Origin of the sequence: Olleya sp. Ti.3.14 (assembly GCF_038154885.1) — a bacterium.
In the GTDB taxonomy this organism is placed as follows: domain Bacteria; phylum Bacteroidota; class Bacteroidia; order Flavobacteriales; family Flavobacteriaceae; genus Olleya.
The window spans coordinates 94,959-111,772 of record NZ_JBAKAO010000012.1 but is presented as its reverse complement, the minus strand read 5'-3'; the positions used below and the strand labels follow the sequence as shown (position 1 = coordinate 111,772).

The following is a 16,814-nucleotide window of genomic DNA, read 5'->3' as shown; positions in this document are numbered from 1 at the left end:
AGTTAACTTCAAAAGTAATTTTAAGATTAACTCTAAAGTCTACAACTTCGCCATCTTTAACGCTAGCACTTTGATCTTGTACATAAACAGATCTAATGTTTTTAACGCTTTTAGACGCATGCTTTACCGCTTTTTTAGTTGCATCTTCCCAACTTTTTTCAGAGTTTGATAATACTTCGATTACTTTTAATACTGCCATAATATTTAAATTCTTAATAGACGTAAAAGTTATTAATCATAAAAAAAACCTGAACGTTAAGTTCAGGTTTTTAAAATATAGTTTGTAAAGGGTTTTAAATTTTAAAACCTAATGTTAATGTAATGTTTGAGTTAGAGTTGTCTATCGCGACAGTATTAGTAAGTCCTGTGTCAAATAATTGATAGTTTCTATCTTGTTGAGATTTGCTGTAAGATAAATCCAAATTAGTGTTTCCAAAATTATAACCTAAACCTAGAGAGTAGCCTTTTAAATCTCCAATAGTGTTTTTGTCTGCATATGGACTTTCTTCAATTCTATAACCTCCTCTAAAGCTAAATTGGTTTAGTTTGTATTCTGCACCAATCTTATATGTTGAGGCTGCAGTTAGTGCATTTTCAATCAATGTGTTTTGGTAGTTAAAGTAAGTGTCTGACGTAGGCTTAAATTTTGTTTTACTATGATCTTTTCTAGAATAATCAAAGCTTATTAAACCTTTTGTACCAAATACGTAAGCTAAACTTCCTGTAATTTTACTAGGTGTTTGTAAACGATAGGTTTCATAAATATTAACAATGTTTGGGTCTACAACTTGATAAAAGTTTCCATTTGTATCATCAATAACTAAAGTTTCTAAATATTGGGTTGTCTCGTCTTGTAAACTCATCCATGTTGGAGAGTCATAAGTTAAACCTGCTCTTAATTCATTTGTTAATTTAAATATACCACCTAATTGAAAAGAAAAACCTGATCCATTTGTAGATAGTGTATTGTCAAATAAAACGTCTCTTACAGTAGAGTTTTCATTTGAGTTGGTTTCGTATAAACTGGTGTAACGTTCGTAATTTAAAAAATGAGAATTTAGGTTTAATCCAAAATAAGTGTCATCACCATATTGGGTACCAACATTAAAACTAATCTTACCATTATATCCTGTTGCTGCATAACTATAATCTTGTTTAAATGAATTACCTCTAATGTTACTTGTGTAATTTTGATTGTTATCATCAAAAGTTTCAGGCTCTAAGATATATGAGTCATACCCTAAAAAGGCTTGCTGATTATCAAATCCATAAGCGCTACCTATTTCGGCATAAGCTTCGGTTGTGGATTCACCAGGAAATGCTGATATTTCATCCAAGCGTAACCCTTGGGCATTAGCTAAAAAATATTGGCCAATACTAGTATTACCAGTTCCATTAGCTCTCCAATCATCCTCATAATTTTTAGAGATGTCATAATTAATACCTAATGAAAATTTTCTCCATTTAGAATTATCATTGGTATTTTTGAAAATAAAAACACCACCACCTTGATTTAAGTTAACCGAAGAATTTGATGAATTATTCATTCCGTTAAAGTAATTAGTGTCGTTTTCATTATTTTCAATACCTAAAGATATAGAAGCGTAACTACTTGTAAATACTGCAGAACCTGCAGGGTTAACGCTAAAAGCACTTAAGTCTCCTCCAAGCGCTCCAAAAGCACCACTCATACTTTGAAATCTTGCGGTTCCTTTAATGTCTCCACTGGAGTATCTTAACGCGTCATTTATGTTTTGAGCTTGACTTACAGTCACAGATATAACACCTATGACTAGTATAAATAATTTTTTCATAGCAAATTTGATTTTGTATTTTAACCTCTTCCTCTTCTTGAGCTACCTCCAGAAGTAGATCGACTTCTAGAAGGAGTACTTGATCTAGGTGTAGAGATGCTTCTTGGTGTAGAATTGTTACTTCTTGGCGTTGATGTATTTGTTCTTGGTCTAGGCGTCGATGTATTAGTTCTAGGTCTAGGAGTTGAAGTATTAGTTCGTGGTCTAGTTGTATTTAATCTAGGTTTAGAAGTAGAGTTTGTTCTTGGTCTTGTCGTACTTGTTCTAGGTCTAGTTGTAGTGTTTGTTCTTGGTCTAACAGTTGAATTTCTAGAGTATCTTGAACTTAAAACAGAGTTTCTGTTAACAAGAGAACCTCTTCTTCCAGAATTGTACGATATGCCTCTTCTATGGTAACCATTGGTATAACTATATCCATAACCATATCCATAACCAAAATTATTAAAACCGTAATATGGTGATCTCCAGTAAGAGTTGTAAAAACTATTATTCCATCCCCAACCATATCTCCAAGAATATGGACTGTTCCATCCCCAATTATACCATCCATTCCAACCCCAAGGTCTGTTCCAACCCCATCCATAGTCATTGTAAAAACCAGTATCGTGTATGTTGATTATAACATTACTATTAGTCGCTCCCCAACCTGCATTCTGTTCAGCCACTTCTATAGAATCATCATAGTCACCTTGATAAGTGTCAACGTCAGTAAATATTTCTTCAGTCTGACTATATATTTCTGCTTCATCAGCTTTTTCTTTAAAATAATTAGAGTAATAGTCATTATTATTTTCTGCAGGTATAGCCTCAGACTCATACTGTCTGTTTTCTGTTCCAGTATCATATATGCCATCCGTAGTTTGTCCAACATATTGGTAAGAACCGCAAGAACTTAATGCTAAAGCAGTGAAAAGAACAGTAAAAACCTGTGCTTTATTAGTTAAGTAGTTAATTAATTTCATATCGTGTTGTTTTTAATTGTTGAACATTACAAAAATAGTTAGTTTTGTCCAACTATTTTATTATTTAACATAATCACAATTTTTGTGCCAAAAGACTATATATGAGTAAAAAACTAACAAGTAGAGCAGAAAATTATTCCAAATGGTATAATGAACTGGTGGTAGAGGCTGATTTAGCAGAAAACTCTGCAGTAAGAGGATGTATGGTTATAAAACCTTATGGGTTTGCTATTTGGGAAAAGATGCAAGCAGAGTTAGATAGAATGTTTAAAGAGACAGGTCATCAAAATGCATACTTCCCTTTATTTGTGCCTAAGAGCTTATTTGAAGCAGAAGAAAAGAATGCTGAAGGTTTTGCTAAAGAATGTGCAGTCGTTACACATTATAGATTACAAAACGATCCAGATAATCCAGGTAAATTACGAGTGGACCCTAATGCTAAACTAGAGGAGGAGTTAGTTGTAAGGCCAACTAGTGAAGCTATAATTTGGAATACATATAAAGGATGGATTCAATCTTACAGAGATTTACCTTTATTAATCAATCAATGGGCTAATGTGGTACGTTGGGAAATGCGTACGCGTTTGTTTTTAAGAACAGCTGAGTTTTTATGGCAAGAAGGTCATACAGCACATGCTACCAAAGCAGAAGCAATTACAGAAGCAGAATTAATGAATAATATATATGCCACTTTTGCTGAGAACTTTATGGCTATACCAGTAATACAAGGATTGAAAACCGAAAGTGAGCGTTTTGCAGGTGCTGATGAAACATATTGTATTGAGGCATTAATGCAGGATGGAAAAGCATTACAAGCTGGTACATCTCACTTTTTAGGGCAGAATTTTGCAAAAGCATTTGATGTGAAGTTTACATCAAAAGAAGGGAAACAGGATTATGTATGGGCTACATCTTGGGGAGTGTCTACTAGATTAATGGGAGCATTAATAATGACGCATAGTGATGATCATGGTTTAGTCTTACCTCCAAATTTAGCACCTAATCAAGTGGTTATTGTTCCTATATATAAGACTGACGAACAATTAGAAGCTATTACCGAAGTGGTAAATGGCATAATGAAAGACCTAAGGAGTAAAAACATTTCTGTTAAGTTTGATGATAGAGACACGTATAGACCAGGAGCTAAGTTTGCACAGCATGAATTGCAAGGTGTGCCTTTAAGAATAGCAATAGGATCAAGAGATCTAGAAAATGGAACAGTGGAGCTTGCTAGACGTGATACATTAACTAAAGAGGTTGTTGCATTAGATGGTTTAATTGATAAAGTGGAAGGATTAATGACAGAAATACAAGACACCTTATTTAATAAAGCTAAAAATTACAGAGATAACCACATCACAGAAGTAGATACTTTTGAGGAATTTAAAAAAGTTTTAGAAGAAAAGGGTGGATTTATCTCTGCGCATTGGGATGGAACTGCAGAAACTGAAGATAAAATTAAAGAAATTACCAAAGCTACAATTAGATGTATGCCTTTAGAAGGAAAAATTGAAAAAGGAATTTGTGTGCTTACTGGCAGAGAATCAGCACGTCGCGTATTGTTTGCAAAAGCGTATTAATTTTTTTTTAATTTTTTTTATAAAAATTGTTGCAACACTTAAATATAGTTGTATATTTGCACCCGCAATGGAAACGTTGCTAAGTTATTTGAAAGGGTTGTAAGTTTAAAAAATATGTTTTATATTTGCGCTCTCAATAATCAAATGGCCCGTTCGTCTATCGGCTAGGACGCATGGTTTTCATCCATGTAAGAGGGGTTCGATTCCCCTACGGGCTACAATTTTTATAAAAAAATAAGGAAACAAAAATGGCAAATCATAAGTCAACTTTAAAAAGAATCAGAAGTAACGAAGCTAAGCGTTTGTTAAATAAGTACCAACATAAGACTACACGTAATGCTATTAAAAAATTACGTGAATTAGAAGATAAGAAAGAAGCTGAAGCTTTATTTCCTTCTGTAGTATCTATGTTAGACAGATTAGCTAAGAAAAATGTTATTCATACTAACAAAGCTTCTAACTTAAAGTCTAGTTTAGCTAAGCATGTAGCTGCTCTATAATTAGCTTTTAGTTTCTAAAAAATTATAAGTGCTTCATTTAATGAAGCACTTTTTTTGTGCCTTATATTCTGGTAGTCTTTGTTTTTAATGAAGATACTGCCCTTTGGTGTTGCGTTAGCGGTAGTAGTGGATAGCTTTTGGCGAGCTTGCGCTTTGAGCCAAAACTTGTAACGGATGACGCGACCTATATCCTGATCTTAAATCAGGATGTAGGTAACGCCCTAAAATAAAAAACTGCTAAACTTAAGAGTTTACTTTAATGCATAAAAAAGCCTTAACGATTGTTAAGGCTTTTTTTAGTTTATGTTTTTAGTGTTTAACCATTCATTGAGATTAAAAACTCTTCGTTGTTTCTGGTTTGTTTAAAGCGGTCGTTTATAAATTCCATAGCTTCTACAGGGTTCATGTCTGCAAGGTATTTACGCATTACCCACATACGTTGGATTGTGGAAGCATCTAGTAAGATGTCGTCGCGACGTGTACTTGATGATGTTAAATCAATTGCAGGGAAAATACGACGGTTAGATATTTTACGGTCTAATTGTAGCTCCATATTTCCGGTACCTTTAAATTCTTCAAAGATAACCTCGTCCATTTTAGATCCTGTTTCTGTTAATGCTGTAGCAATAATAGTTAGTGATCCACCATTTTCTATGTTACGCGCAGCTCCAAAGAAACGTTTTGGTTTGTGTAATGCGTTTGCATCTACACCTCCAGAAAGTATCTTTCCTGATGCTGGTTGTACTGAGTTGTATGCTCTGGCTAAACGTGTGATTGAATCTAATAAGATTACTACATCGTGTCCACATTCTACTAATCGTTTTGCTTTTTCTAATACGATGTTAGCAATTTTTACATGCTCATGCGCTTCTTTATCAAAAGTAGAAGCAATAACTTCTCCACGCACATTACGCTGCATGTCTGTTACTTCTTCAGGACGCTCGTCAATTAGTAAAATCATTTGGTATACTTCAGGATGGTTTGCAGCAATTGCATTGGCAACATCCTTTAAAAGCATTGTTTTACCTGTTTTTGGTTGTGATACAATCATACCACGTTGTCCTTTTCCTATTGGTGCAAACAAATCCATGATTCTTGTAGAAATAGTCGCTTGCTTTTCTGCAATATTGAATTTTTCTTGAGGAAATAATGGTGTTAAATGCTCAAAAGCAACACGGTCTCTAACCACATTTGGGTTTTGACCATTTATTTTACTTACTTTAATTAAAGGGAAATATTTTTCGCCTTCTTTTGGTGGTCTTACTTGACCTAATACTGTATCTCCTACTTTTAATCCAAATAAACGGATTTGAGATTGTGATACATAAATATCATCGGGTGATGAAAGGTAGTTATAATCTGAAGAACGTAAAAAACCATAGCCATCTTGCATGATGTCTAAGACTCCTTCGCTTTCTATTATTGCATCAAATTCAAAATCTGGCTCTCTGTAACGGTTACGACTGTCTTTGTTACCGTTATGTTGGTTGCCATTTTTTTGATTGTTATTTTTTTGATTTTTTTGGTTGTTATGTTTTGGTCGATTAGGTTGCTTGTTGTCACCTTGTTTATCATCTTTATTGTCGTTAGACTGCTTATTTTTTTGATGATTATGGACCGGTTTTTTTGGTTGTGGTTTAGCAGGTGCTTTTGTTACAGGTGTTTTATCTACAACCTCTGTTTTTGCTTCTGACTCAGGTTTTAAATCTAATTGAGGTTGCTTAGTATTGTCCTTTTGTTGTGCAGGTTTACTAACTCTAGCTCTTTTTGGTTTTTGTGTAGCAGGCTTTTTTGAAGCTTCTGTTTTAGCAGGTGCTTTTTTGACAGGTGTATCCTCTTTTTTTACTTCTAAAACAGCTTTTGGGTCTGCTGCTTGCTTATCTAGTATTTGGTATACTAAATCTAATTTTTTTAATGAACGAAACTTTGAGACATTCAGTTTTTTAGCTATATCCTGCAATTCAGGTAGCTTCATTTCTTTTAATTGTGAGATTTCAAACATTGATGTTGAATTAACTTATGTGTTGATGTAATTTGAATTGATTATTTCTTGAAGAAAATAAGATATACTTCTGAAGAATTAACGTCTTGCTAGTGTGAGTGTTGCAAACCGTTACGCAATTATACAACTTTTATTTTAATTTTTTATTTAAGTACTAATGTTTATTCATTTTAATAATTGTCTAAATTTTTAATGATGTATGTTTCATTTATATTAAAAGAAACTATATTTTTGTCATTCATACCATTTGAAACTTTAATATGTTACAACGTATACAAACCATATATTTATTAATTGTTGCTGCAATTTCTGGTGGACTTATTTTTGTCTTTGAGTTATGGACAACAACTAATGAGGTTGTGGTGTTTGCAAAAGATGAGCTACTTGTTTTTGGTTTGTTTTTGGCATCTGCGTTATTAGCTTTAGTTTCAATATTTAGTTTTAAAAATAGAAAGTCTCAATTTATGCTTGGACGACTTAATCAGATATTAAATTTAATTTTACTAGGATTTTTCGTGTATCGAATACTAAATGCATCTGGAGAAGCAAATGATGTTTCAGAGAAAGGTGTTGCGATTTTCCTCCCTGTTATTTCTATCGTCTTTTTGATTTTATCAAATAGAGCCATTAAGAAGGATGAAGATCTTGTAAAATCTGTAGATCGTCTACGTTAAACCTAACATCTTAGTAGTATTAGTGCGAGAAAAAACCGAAGTGAAAGCTTCGGTTTTTTTTATTTTCTTGGATATTCAATAACTTCTAGATTATCAATTTTACCATTATCAATGGTAAAGCGTAGCATGGTACGTACATTATGAAAACCATGAATGCCTATTGCTCCAGGATTCATGTGTAATAAACCTAGTTTTTTATCCTGCATTACTTTTAATATATGTGAGTGTCCACAAATAAATAATTTAGGTGGATTTTTAGTAATTTCCTCTCTAACTCTAATATTGTATCTATTTGGATATCCTCCAATGTGTGTAATCCAAACATCTACCCCTTCAATAGTAAAGCGATTGTTTTCAGGAAATTCTACACGTGCTTTATCATCATCAATGTTTCCCCAAACAGCTCGTAGTGGTTTTAAAGCCTTAATAGCATCTGTGACTTTTAAATCGCCAATATCTCCAGCGTGCCAAACTTCGTCCGCTTGTTTGACGTGATTAAGTACAGCATCGTCCATGTGACTATGTGTGTCTGATAGTAATAATATTTTTTTCATTTATACCAAAATTGTTTTCAGGAGGATCAGTTTCTGCAAAAGTGCTAAACTTAAATTTATTTTTTTGTAAACTATTCTTAAAACTTTAGGCTTGTGAGTTGAAGCTTCTGTGTTTGTATTATCTTTGCTTTTTAGAATGTAAAAATACAGCTTTCTTGCGCTATTTTATAGAACTCTCTTATAACGGAACAAATTATCATGGTTGGCAAAATCAGCCCAACGCTATATCTGTACAAGAAGTTTTAGAAAAAGCACTATCAACTATTTTAGGAGAAACTATTACTGTTATGGGAGCAGGACGCACAGATGCAGGTGTACATGCTAAACAGTTGTTTGCTCATATGGATACAGATGTTGCATTTAATATTGATACGTTGCAGTATAAATTAAATTCTTTTTTACCTAAAGATGTGGCTATCCAATCCATATTTAAGGTAAAGCCTGATGCTCATGCACGTTTTCATGCTACTAGCAGAGCCTATGTGTACAGAATTGCATTAAGAAAAAGTCCTTTTAATTTTGATCAGACTTATTTTTTAAAACAGTCATTAGATATTGATAAGCTTAATCAAGCGACTAAAATATTATTTGATTATACAGATTTTCAGTGTTTTAGTAAGTCTAATACAGATGTGCATACCTATAATTGTGATATTATGGAGGCAAGATGGGATGTGGTAGAGGACGAAATTCATTTTACAATTAAAGCAGATCGTTTTTTGCGTAATATGGTTAGAGCAATTGTTGGTACGCTAATAAATATTGGTATTGGTAAGTTGGAAGTTAACGACATGCATACAATAATACAATCTAAAAATAGAAGTGAAGCTGGTTATTCCGTACCTGCTAAAGGTTTATATCTAATAAAAGTTGAGTATCCTGATACTATAAAATTAAATGACTAAGACTAAAGAAAACATATTTGATTTACAGTTATTTAAACGTTTGTTTAAATACACAAAACCTTACAGAACCGTTTTTTACGCATTAATAGTGTCTGTTTTAATTTTAGGTGCTTTAAGTATTGCAACACCTGTTTTACTTAGAGAAATTATTGACGAGCATCTTGTTAAAAAAGATTACAGTGGTTTTGTATATCTTATAATATTAATGGTTGTGTTACTGGTAGCACAAGTTTTGCTACAATTGTTTTTTATATTTTACTCGTCTTGGTTAGGGTTAAAAATGGTAAAAGACATACGTGTTAAACTATTTGACCATATTTTAAGCTTCAGGATGAAATATTTTAACACCTCTTCTGTAGGTGTTTTAATAACAAGAGCTGTTACAGATATGGAGCGTATTGCATCTGTTTTTGGTGATGGTTTATTTACCATTGTTAGAGATTTATTAGTTATGGTTGTTATATCTGGTGCGATGTTATATTACAACTGGCAATTAAGTTTAATTGTGTTTGTAACGTTACCAATTGTTTTATTTGCAACTAAAATTTTTCAGCGTTATATGAAACGTGCGTTTGAAGATGTACGTAATGAGGTGTCTAACTTAAACTCGTTTGTGCAGGAGCGTGTAACAGGTATGAAAATTTTGCAACTGTTTACAAGAGAAGATACCGAGTATAAAAACTTTAAAGAAATAAATAATCGTCATAAAAAAGCATGGTTAAAAACGGTTTGGTATAACTCGATATTTTTTCCGATTGCAGAATTTTTAGGATCGCTAACAACAGGATTAGTAGTGTGGTTTGGTGGTTTAAATATTTTAGTTGAAGGTAGTAATGTTACACCTGGAGATTTATTTATGTTTATTACCATGATCCCAATGTTGTTTAGACCATTACGTCAAATAGCAGATAAGTTTAATACGCTGCAAATGGGGATGATTGCCTCAAATCGTGTGTTTAAAATATTAGATACGACATCGCATATTGATAATGCTGGAAACTTAATAGCAGATAACTTTAAAGGCGCTATTAATTTTAAAAATGTACACTTTAGTTATGTGGAGGACGAAGAAGTTTTAAAAGGGATTAGTTTTAACGTTAATGTTGGAGATACGGTTGCTATTGTTGGTGCAACTGGTGCAGGGAAAAGTACAGTTATAAATTTATTAAATCGTTTTTACGAAATCAATTCGGGTAGCATAGCAGTGGATAATGTAGATATAAAAGAGTATACATTAGTCTCTTTAAGACAGCAAATAGCAGTAGTGCTTCAAGATGTGTTTTTGTTTGCAGATACCATTTTAAACAATATTACACTAAGTAATCCAAATATTACCGAAGCTGATGTGGTCAAAGCAGCTAAGGATATTGGGATACATGATTTTATAATGAGTCTTCCAAATGGATACCATTATAATGTAAAGGAAAGAGGTGTTATGTTGTCTTCTGGACAACGCCAATTAATCTCTTTTTTACGTGCCTATGTAACTAACCCAAGTATTTTGGTTTTAGATGAAGCAACGTCGTCTGTAGATTCGTATTCAGAACAATTAATACAAACAGCAACAGAGAAAATTACTAAAGGACGTACATCCATAGTTATTGCTCATAGATTAGCAACGATACAGAAAGCAGATAATATAATTGTTATGGATGCTGGTTTAATTGTAGAGCAAGGAACACATGCCGAGTTGCTTAAAAAAGAAAATGGCTATTATAAAAACTTATACGAAGTACAGTTTTTGCAAGCAGAAAAGGTAGCTAGTTAATTCTCGAGAAACCAAATAATATATAAAAGTAACTAGTATTTAGTTGTTTATGTTATAATTAAGCAGAGATGCCTAATTTACTAAGCATTTTTTTTACTTTAATAATTTCTTCAGAAGATTTTAAGTAAGCCAAATCACGATGTTTTCCATTGGTTAATTGTAGTGATAATCGTTTTGCACCAAAGACTTTTTTTTCCGTCAAACTAACAATTGTTTTTGTGTCAATTTTTTCTTGACTTGATTTTTTAAAAATAAAAAAATATAGGACTACTATGGATACTAATCCTAATATTAGCCAGATTATTTGCATAAAACCAATTCCGCTTTCACTAATATAGGAAACGTTAAGAGCAGCGTTTAATAGGTTTAAAATCATCAAAGCTTTTATCATAAAATATTGAGATTTTAATCCATCTTTAATGTCTATAGTATTTTCTTTTTCGTTATAAATAATGTTCATTATAATTTTTTAATTAAGGTGAAAACGCATAAAATGGTTGTAGAATAAAATGTTTAACAGAATAGAAATAAGACCTACTCTAAATCATCTTTCAAAATTTGAGCTAATTCAATAGTGTTTTCAAACGGAAGGAATTCGCCATTTCTAAAACATGAAATCTGTCCAGTTTCTTCACTTACTGCAATTGCAATAGCGTCAGTACGCTCTGTAACACCAACAGCTGCACGATGACGTAATCCAAAACGTTGCGGAATGTTTTTCTCGTTATTTACAGGTAAAATAACACGAGTTGCTTTAACAATATTATCTTGTATAATAATGGCGCCATCATGTAGCGGACTATTTTTAAAAAAGATACTTTCTATAATTGGTTGTGTAACTTTAATATTCATTTCGTCACCTGTATTGGCTAAAAAATCAAGATTATTATTACGTTCTAAAACAATTAAAGCACCAGTTTTTGAACTGCTCATTTTATTACAAGCAGAGATGATAGCATCAATATCTGTGGATGTACCTTGTTCTATCTTTAAAAACTTTAACTGACTTAAAAACTTGCGTCGACTAGCAAAGTTTGTAGATCCAACCATCAATAAAAACTTTCTGACTTCTTGTTGAAATACAATAATTAAAGCAATAAAACCTACACTAATAAAACCTCCTAAAATTTTGGTAAGTAAAACCATTTGTAAGGCTTCAACCGTTAAGTAAATAAAGTAGATAACCACAATACCAATAAAAATATTAATGGCTACAGTCCCTTTAACTAGCTTGTATACGTAATAAAGTAGTAGTGCAACAAGCACAACATCTATCATGTCAATCCAACTAAATTTTAAAATGTCTTTAAATATTTCCAACGAAAAGCGGTTTTTGTAAAATTAGTAAAATTGGATTGATTTAATCAAAAATGAATTCGTTATTACTAATTTCTGTGTTTTCAGTTTCAAAGGTTTTTATTATTGATTTTAATGAAATGTAATCTTGGAATAATAACGTTTTTTTAAAACCTAAAACAATATAACTTCCTTCTTGGTTAATTTCGGTTTGTAAAAGCTTTTTAAGTTGGCTATAATCACTTAAAATAGTTTTATTGTCTATGGATATTTTAATTTTATCTAATGAAAAACACATAATATCAATAATTTTATTGTCTTCATTTTTGGAGCTATTTGAAATTCCTTCTTCGTTTTCATGTAAATAAACCACTTCAGTAAAATCAATAAATCCTAAATTTTTAATACTAGTATCATTACAGGTATAATAATTTCTAGCTTTTTCATTTTTATGCATAGTTGCATTGCGTTTCTTCTCTTGTAGTTTTATTATAGATGGTAACGCTTGTTCTAATGTTAAGCGCTTGTCAACGTTTACCAACCAGTTAGTAGAAATAATTAAGTTTTTTCGGTTTAACTCAACGCTATCCTGTTTGGTTTCGTCATAAAAAATATAAGCAGGAGAAACGTCTAAAATCTGAGTTATTTCTGCATTTTGTATTTCTGGTAGTTGTATTACTTTTTCGTTTCCGCAGGAAAAAAATAAAAATAGTACAGTAATAAATATAAATCTGTTAAGCATGTAATTTGTTATATAGTGTGATACATTCTTTAGCTTCTTTTACATCGTGCACGCGCAAAATTTTAGCTCCTTTTTGTAGTGCAATCATGTGTAAAGCGGTTGTTCCATTTAAAGCATTTGCTGCTGTAGTATCTAAGGTTTTGGAAATCATAGATTTTCTGGATATACCTGCTAATACTGGTAATTCTGCAATATTTAATAATTCAAACTTACTTAAAAGTTCAAAATTTTGTTCTAAAGTTTTAGCAAAACCAAAACCAGGATCTAAAATTAAATCTATAATACCTAATTCGCGTGCTTTGGCAATACGTTCTGAAAAATAAAAATTAATATCCTTGACTAAGTTACTGTATTGGGTTAATGTTTGCATAGTTTGTGGTGTACCACGCATATGCATCATTATATATGGGACTTGTAAGTCGGCAATAGTTGGTAGCATATTATCATCTAATAAACCTGCCGAAATATCATTAATTAAAGCAGCACCTTCACTAATAGTTGCTTTTGCTACTTGACTTCTAAAGGTGTCCACAGATATTATAATATCTGGAAAATGACTAACCAAAAGTTTTATTATTGGTACTATTCGTTGCAATTCTTCGTCTTCAGACACAAATGGCGCATTAGGTCTTGAGCTGTAAGCGCCAACGTCAATAAACGTGGCACCTTCATTTAGCATGTTTTCTACTTGTTTTATTATTGAAGTTTCTTCTTTATAACGTCCACCATCAAAAAAAGAATCTGGTGTTACATTTAAAATACCCATTACTTTTGGAGTACTTAAATCTATTAGTTTGCCTTTACAATTTATTGTCATTGATGCACTTAAATATGGTGTTGGGATAACGTTAGTAAAACTTTAAACCCTAAACCTTGAACTTTAAATAATTTTATGCGAAATTTACGCAAAATTCAATTAGAGTTTATCAAATATGCAAGATACTTCAAAACAATACGATGCTGTAATAAAAACCTGTCGAGACCTTTTTGTTAATAAAATGACAGATTATGGTAGTGCATGGCGAATTTTACGTTTACCTTCATTAACCGATCAAATTTTTATAAAAGCACAACGTATTAGAGGTTTGCAACAAAACGATGTGCGCAAAGTTGACGAAGGCGAGCAAAGCGAATTTATCGGGATTATCAACTATTGCATTATGGCTTTAATCCAGTTAGAAAAAGGCGTGGTAGAGCAACCGGATTTGGAAGTAGAAGAAGCGACGGTTTTATACGATGCACAGGTCAAAGCAACAAAGCAGTTGATGCAAGACAAAAACCATGATTACGGAGAGGCTTGGAGAGATATGCGTGTAAGTAGTTTAACGGATTTAATTTTACAAAAATTATTACGTGTTAAGCAAATTGAAGATAATTCAGGTAAAACAATTGTAAGCGAAGGGATAGATGCTAATTATCAAGACATGATTAATTACGCCATTTTTGCAATGATACATTTAACAGAACAATAAAATTGCTTTAGCAATTTGATATTTAATTAAAGTTATGAAATACATAGTCGGTTTTTTAAGAATATTTGTTGGTATATTTTTTATTATTTCAGGATTTATAAAGCTTAATGATCCAATCGGATTTGCTTTTAAATTAGAAGAATATTTTGGACCAACCGTTTTAGATTTACCATTTTTTATTCCTTATGCTTTAGGGATCTCAATAATAGTAGTCGTTTTTGAGGTGCTTTTAGGTATATTTTTAATTATTGGATATAAACCTAAATTTACAATTTGGAGTTTATTATTAATGATAGTATTCTTCACATTTTTAACCTTTTACTCAGCGTACTTTGATAAAGTAAAAGACTGTGGTTGCTTTGGTGATGCCATGAAAATGGATCCTTGGGAAAGCTTCGGGAAAGATGTTTTTCTGTTAGTTTTAATTTTAATTATTTTCTTCGGAATAAAATACGTTAAGCCATTTTTTGGTAAACTAGCTACCACTATTTTGTCTTTATTAAGTTTTATAGCTTGTTTAGGTTTTGCTTACCATGTGTTAATGCATTTACCAAGTATAGATTTTAGACCATTTAAAATAGGAAACAACATTACAGATAACATGATTGTGCCAGATGATGCACCACAACCAGTAATTGAGTATACGTGGACGTTTAATGAAAATGGTACAGAAAAACAATATATAACAGACGGTTCATACCCTGAATCTCCAGGAGAATATCTTACAGTGACAACAAAAACAATAGCGGAAGGTTATGAGCCACCAATCCATGATTTTTCAATTGAAAAAGATGGTGAGGATTTTACGCAAGACATCCTAACGCGACCAAATGTATTATTGGTAGTTAATTACAATTTAGCAAAATCTGAAAGTGATGGTTTAGTGGCTGTAAAACAAATTACAGACAAAGCAATCGCAAATGGTTATGATGTTATTGGATTAACAGCATCTGGTCCAGATGAGGCAAATGGTGTTATCTCAAATTACAAATTAGGTTTTGAGTATTATTTTTGTGACGAGACTGCTTTAAAAACAATCATCCGTTCTAATCCAGGATTATTAAAATTAGAAAAAGGAACCATTATCCAAAAGGTACATTGGAATGATGTGGACCAATTAATGTTCCCTAAAGTAGATAGACCAGCACCTAAGGTTATAGGTGATGGAACAGCACATGTAGTTGATGATAAAGTTTTAAATAAAGAAGCGTTTGAAGCTTTACAGTTAAGTGAGGATCAAATTGAAAAGGTATCTGTTTTTAAAGGAGCTTCAGAGGTTAAAACGGTTATTGACTCAATAAACACAGCTACTGGTAAAAATTACACAAGTATTGTAAAAATTGAAACAAAAAAAACAGAATAACATATCTTCGATTGATTTGTAAAGCATAAGCAAATTATATCTAGAAACACATTAATTTGTAAAACTGTAAAACAACGTATTTAAAATAAATAAACCCACTGATAACATACTTTCTAAATAAAACAGGTTACGCATTACTTACATTATTTGGTGTAATAACCGTTATATTCTTATTATTTAGTGTGCTTCCAGGAGATCCAGCACAAATGATGTTAGGGCAAAATGAGGATAGTCAACAGCTAGCAATTATCAAAAAAAAATACGGTTTTGATAAGCCTGTTGCTACGCAATATTTGTATTATTTAAACGATTTGTCTCCAATATCATTTCACTCAAAAACAGAAGGAGACTACACATATTTAAGTCAAAATAAATACGCAGCAACACAACTGTTTGCAATTGGCAATACCACTATGGTTGTTAAATTTCCATATCTACGCGAGTCTTTTACAAAGCAAGGTAAAAAAGTAAGCCAAGTATTATCAGAGACGTTACCCAATACGTTTGTATTGGCAGTTTCAGCAATACTAATCGCAATATTTTTAGGTGTTATATTAGGCGTGGTTTCTGCATTAAAAAAAGATTCCTTTTTAGATAAAACCATTCAAATATTAAGTACCTTAGGGATGAGTGTACCATCCTTTTTCAGCGCCATATTATTCGCATGGTTATTTGGGTTTGTATTGCATAAATACACTAATCTGGAAATGACAGGAAGTCTTTATGAGTTGGATGATTTTGGCGAAAAAATGCACATAAAATGGAAAAACTTAATCCTACCAGCAATCGTTTTAGGAATAAGGCCATTAGCAGTCGTGATACAATTAATGCGCAACTCCCTATTAGAAGTGCTTAATCAAGATTATATCAGGACAGCCAGAGCAAAAGGATTGTCTGAGTTTCAGATTATTAAAAAACACGCTATTAAAAATGCCTTAAATCCAGTAGTAACTGCAATCTCAGGTTGGTTTGCAAGTATGCTAGCAGGCGCAGTGTTTGTGGAGTATATTTTTGGTTGGAACGGATTAGGAAAAGAAATTGTAAACGCACTTAACACCTTAGATTTACCTGTAATTATGGGATCTGTGTTAATAATAGCCTTACTATTCATAATAATTAATATTTTTGTAGATATAATATACACTTGGTTAGATCCAAAAGTTAAATTAGAATAAAACGTAA

Annotated in this window: 17 protein-coding genes and 1 tRNA gene; 9 read left to right on the top strand and 9 right to left on the bottom strand. The window is 32.1% G+C overall.

The window, feature by feature from the left end; translation table 11 throughout:
- From V6251_RS14360 to V6251_RS14350, 3 genes are all read right to left on the bottom strand, one after another.
- On the bottom strand, positions 1–199 hold a 199-nt coding region (locus tag V6251_RS14360), incomplete at its 3' end, for a dodecin family protein (protein ID WP_282069359.1).
- Positions 200–293: 94 nt separating this feature from the next.
- On the bottom strand, positions 294–1,814 hold the full coding sequence (locus V6251_RS14355; protein WP_341588867.1) for an OmpP1/FadL family transporter: 1,521 nt from the start codon (positions 1,812–1,814) through the stop codon (positions 294–296).
- Positions 1,815–1,834: 20 nt separating this feature from the next.
- Entirely contained in the window at positions 1,835–2,776 is a 942-nt protein-coding gene (locus tag V6251_RS14350; RefSeq protein WP_341588866.1) for a hypothetical protein, read from the bottom strand.
- Between the two features lie 101 nt (positions 2,777–2,877).
- Between V6251_RS14350 and proS the strand changes: the two genes are divergently transcribed.
- The 3 genes from proS (at position 2,878) to rpsT (ending at position 4,856) form a co-directional block, all read left to right on the top strand.
- Positions 2,878–4,356, top strand: coding sequence for a proline--tRNA ligase (gene proS / locus V6251_RS14345; RefSeq protein ID WP_341588865.1), 1,479 nt, complete (start codon positions 2,878–2,880; stop codon positions 4,354–4,356).
- Between the two features lie 146 nt (positions 4,357–4,502).
- Positions 4,503–4,574 (top strand) — tRNA-Glu (locus tag V6251_RS14340).
- Positions 4,575–4,604: 30 nt separating this feature from the next.
- Positions 4,605–4,856 carry a 30S ribosomal protein S20 gene (gene rpsT / locus V6251_RS14335; protein ID WP_028282655.1) on the top strand — a complete coding sequence of 84 codons (252 nt, stop codon included), beginning with the start codon at positions 4,605–4,607 and terminating at the stop codon, positions 4,854–4,856.
- Positions 4,857–5,172: 316 nt separating this feature from the next.
- On the opposite strand, the gene rho is transcribed toward rpsT, so the two are convergent.
- Positions 5,173–6,858 carry a transcription termination factor Rho gene (rho, locus tag V6251_RS14330; RefSeq protein WP_341588864.1) on the bottom strand — a complete coding sequence of 562 codons (1,686 nt, stop codon included), beginning with the start codon at positions 6,856–6,858 and terminating at the stop codon, positions 5,173–5,175.
- A 260-nt stretch (positions 6,859–7,118) separates the two neighbouring features.
- On the opposite strand from rho, the gene V6251_RS14325 reads away from it, so the two are divergent.
- Positions 7,119–7,532: a DUF4293 domain-containing protein gene (locus tag V6251_RS14325; protein ID WP_145000808.1), complete on the top strand. Its 414-nt coding sequence runs from the start codon at positions 7,119–7,121 to the stop codon at positions 7,530–7,532.
- 59 nt (positions 7,533–7,591) lie between these two features.
- On the opposite strand, the gene V6251_RS14320 is transcribed toward V6251_RS14325, so the two are convergent.
- On the bottom strand, positions 7,592–8,086 hold the full coding sequence (locus tag V6251_RS14320; protein WP_341588863.1) for a metallophosphoesterase family protein: 495 nt from the start codon (positions 8,084–8,086) through the stop codon (positions 7,592–7,594).
- A 155-nt stretch (positions 8,087–8,241) separates the two neighbouring features.
- Between V6251_RS14320 and truA the strand changes: the two genes are divergently transcribed.
- Together truA and V6251_RS14310 are read left to right on the top strand one after the other, a co-directional pair.
- Entirely contained in the window at positions 8,242–8,991 is a 750-nt protein-coding gene (gene truA / locus V6251_RS14315; protein WP_341588862.1) for a tRNA pseudouridine(38-40) synthase TruA, read from the top strand.
- Positions 8,984–10,759: an ABC transporter ATP-binding protein gene (locus V6251_RS14310; RefSeq protein ID WP_341588861.1), complete on the top strand. Its 1,776-nt coding sequence runs from the start codon at positions 8,984–8,986 to the stop codon at positions 10,757–10,759. The genes truA and V6251_RS14310 overlap by 8 nt, the downstream gene beginning before the upstream one ends.
- A 58-nt stretch (positions 10,760–10,817) precedes the next feature.
- Here the strand turns inward: V6251_RS14310 and V6251_RS14305 are convergent, their stop codons facing one another.
- The 4 genes from V6251_RS14305 to folP form a co-directional block, all read right to left on the bottom strand.
- Positions 10,818–11,219, bottom strand: coding sequence for a hypothetical protein (locus V6251_RS14305; RefSeq protein ID WP_341588860.1), 402 nt, complete (start codon positions 11,217–11,219; stop codon positions 10,818–10,820).
- Positions 11,220–11,293: 74 nt separating this feature from the next.
- Entirely contained in the window at positions 11,294–12,079 is a 786-nt protein-coding gene (gene cdaA / locus V6251_RS14300; protein ID WP_145000797.1) for a diadenylate cyclase CdaA, read from the bottom strand.
- A 40-nt stretch (positions 12,080–12,119) separates the two neighbouring features.
- Positions 12,120–12,797: a hypothetical protein gene (locus tag V6251_RS14295; RefSeq protein ID WP_341588859.1), complete on the bottom strand. Its 678-nt coding sequence runs from the start codon at positions 12,795–12,797 to the stop codon at positions 12,120–12,122.
- Positions 12,790–13,614 (bottom strand): dihydropteroate synthase, encoded by an 825-nt coding sequence (gene folP, locus V6251_RS14290; RefSeq protein WP_341588858.1) that lies wholly within the window; start codon positions 13,612–13,614, stop codon positions 12,790–12,792. The genes V6251_RS14295 and folP overlap by 8 nt, the downstream gene beginning before the upstream one ends.
- Positions 13,615–13,729: 115 nt before the next feature.
- On the opposite strand from folP, the gene V6251_RS14285 reads away from it, so the two are divergent.
- The 3 genes from V6251_RS14285 to V6251_RS14275 all read left to right on the top strand — a co-directional run bounded on the left by V6251_RS14285 (position 13,730) and on the right by V6251_RS14275 (position 16,807).
- Entirely contained in the window at positions 13,730–14,269 is a 540-nt protein-coding gene (locus V6251_RS14285) for a DUF1599 domain-containing protein (protein WP_341588857.1), read from the top strand.
- A gap of 34 nt (positions 14,270–14,303) precedes the next feature.
- The gene (locus V6251_RS14280; protein WP_341588856.1) at positions 14,304–15,632 is read left to right on the top strand and encodes a BT_3928 family protein; all 1,329 of its coding nucleotides are present in this window, start codon (positions 14,304–14,306) and stop codon (positions 15,630–15,632) included.
- 98 nt (positions 15,633–15,730) lie between these two features.
- Entirely contained in the window at positions 15,731–16,807 is a 1,077-nt protein-coding gene (locus V6251_RS14275; RefSeq protein WP_341588870.1) for an ABC transporter permease, read from the top strand.
- Positions 16,808–16,814: the final 7 nt, after the last annotated feature.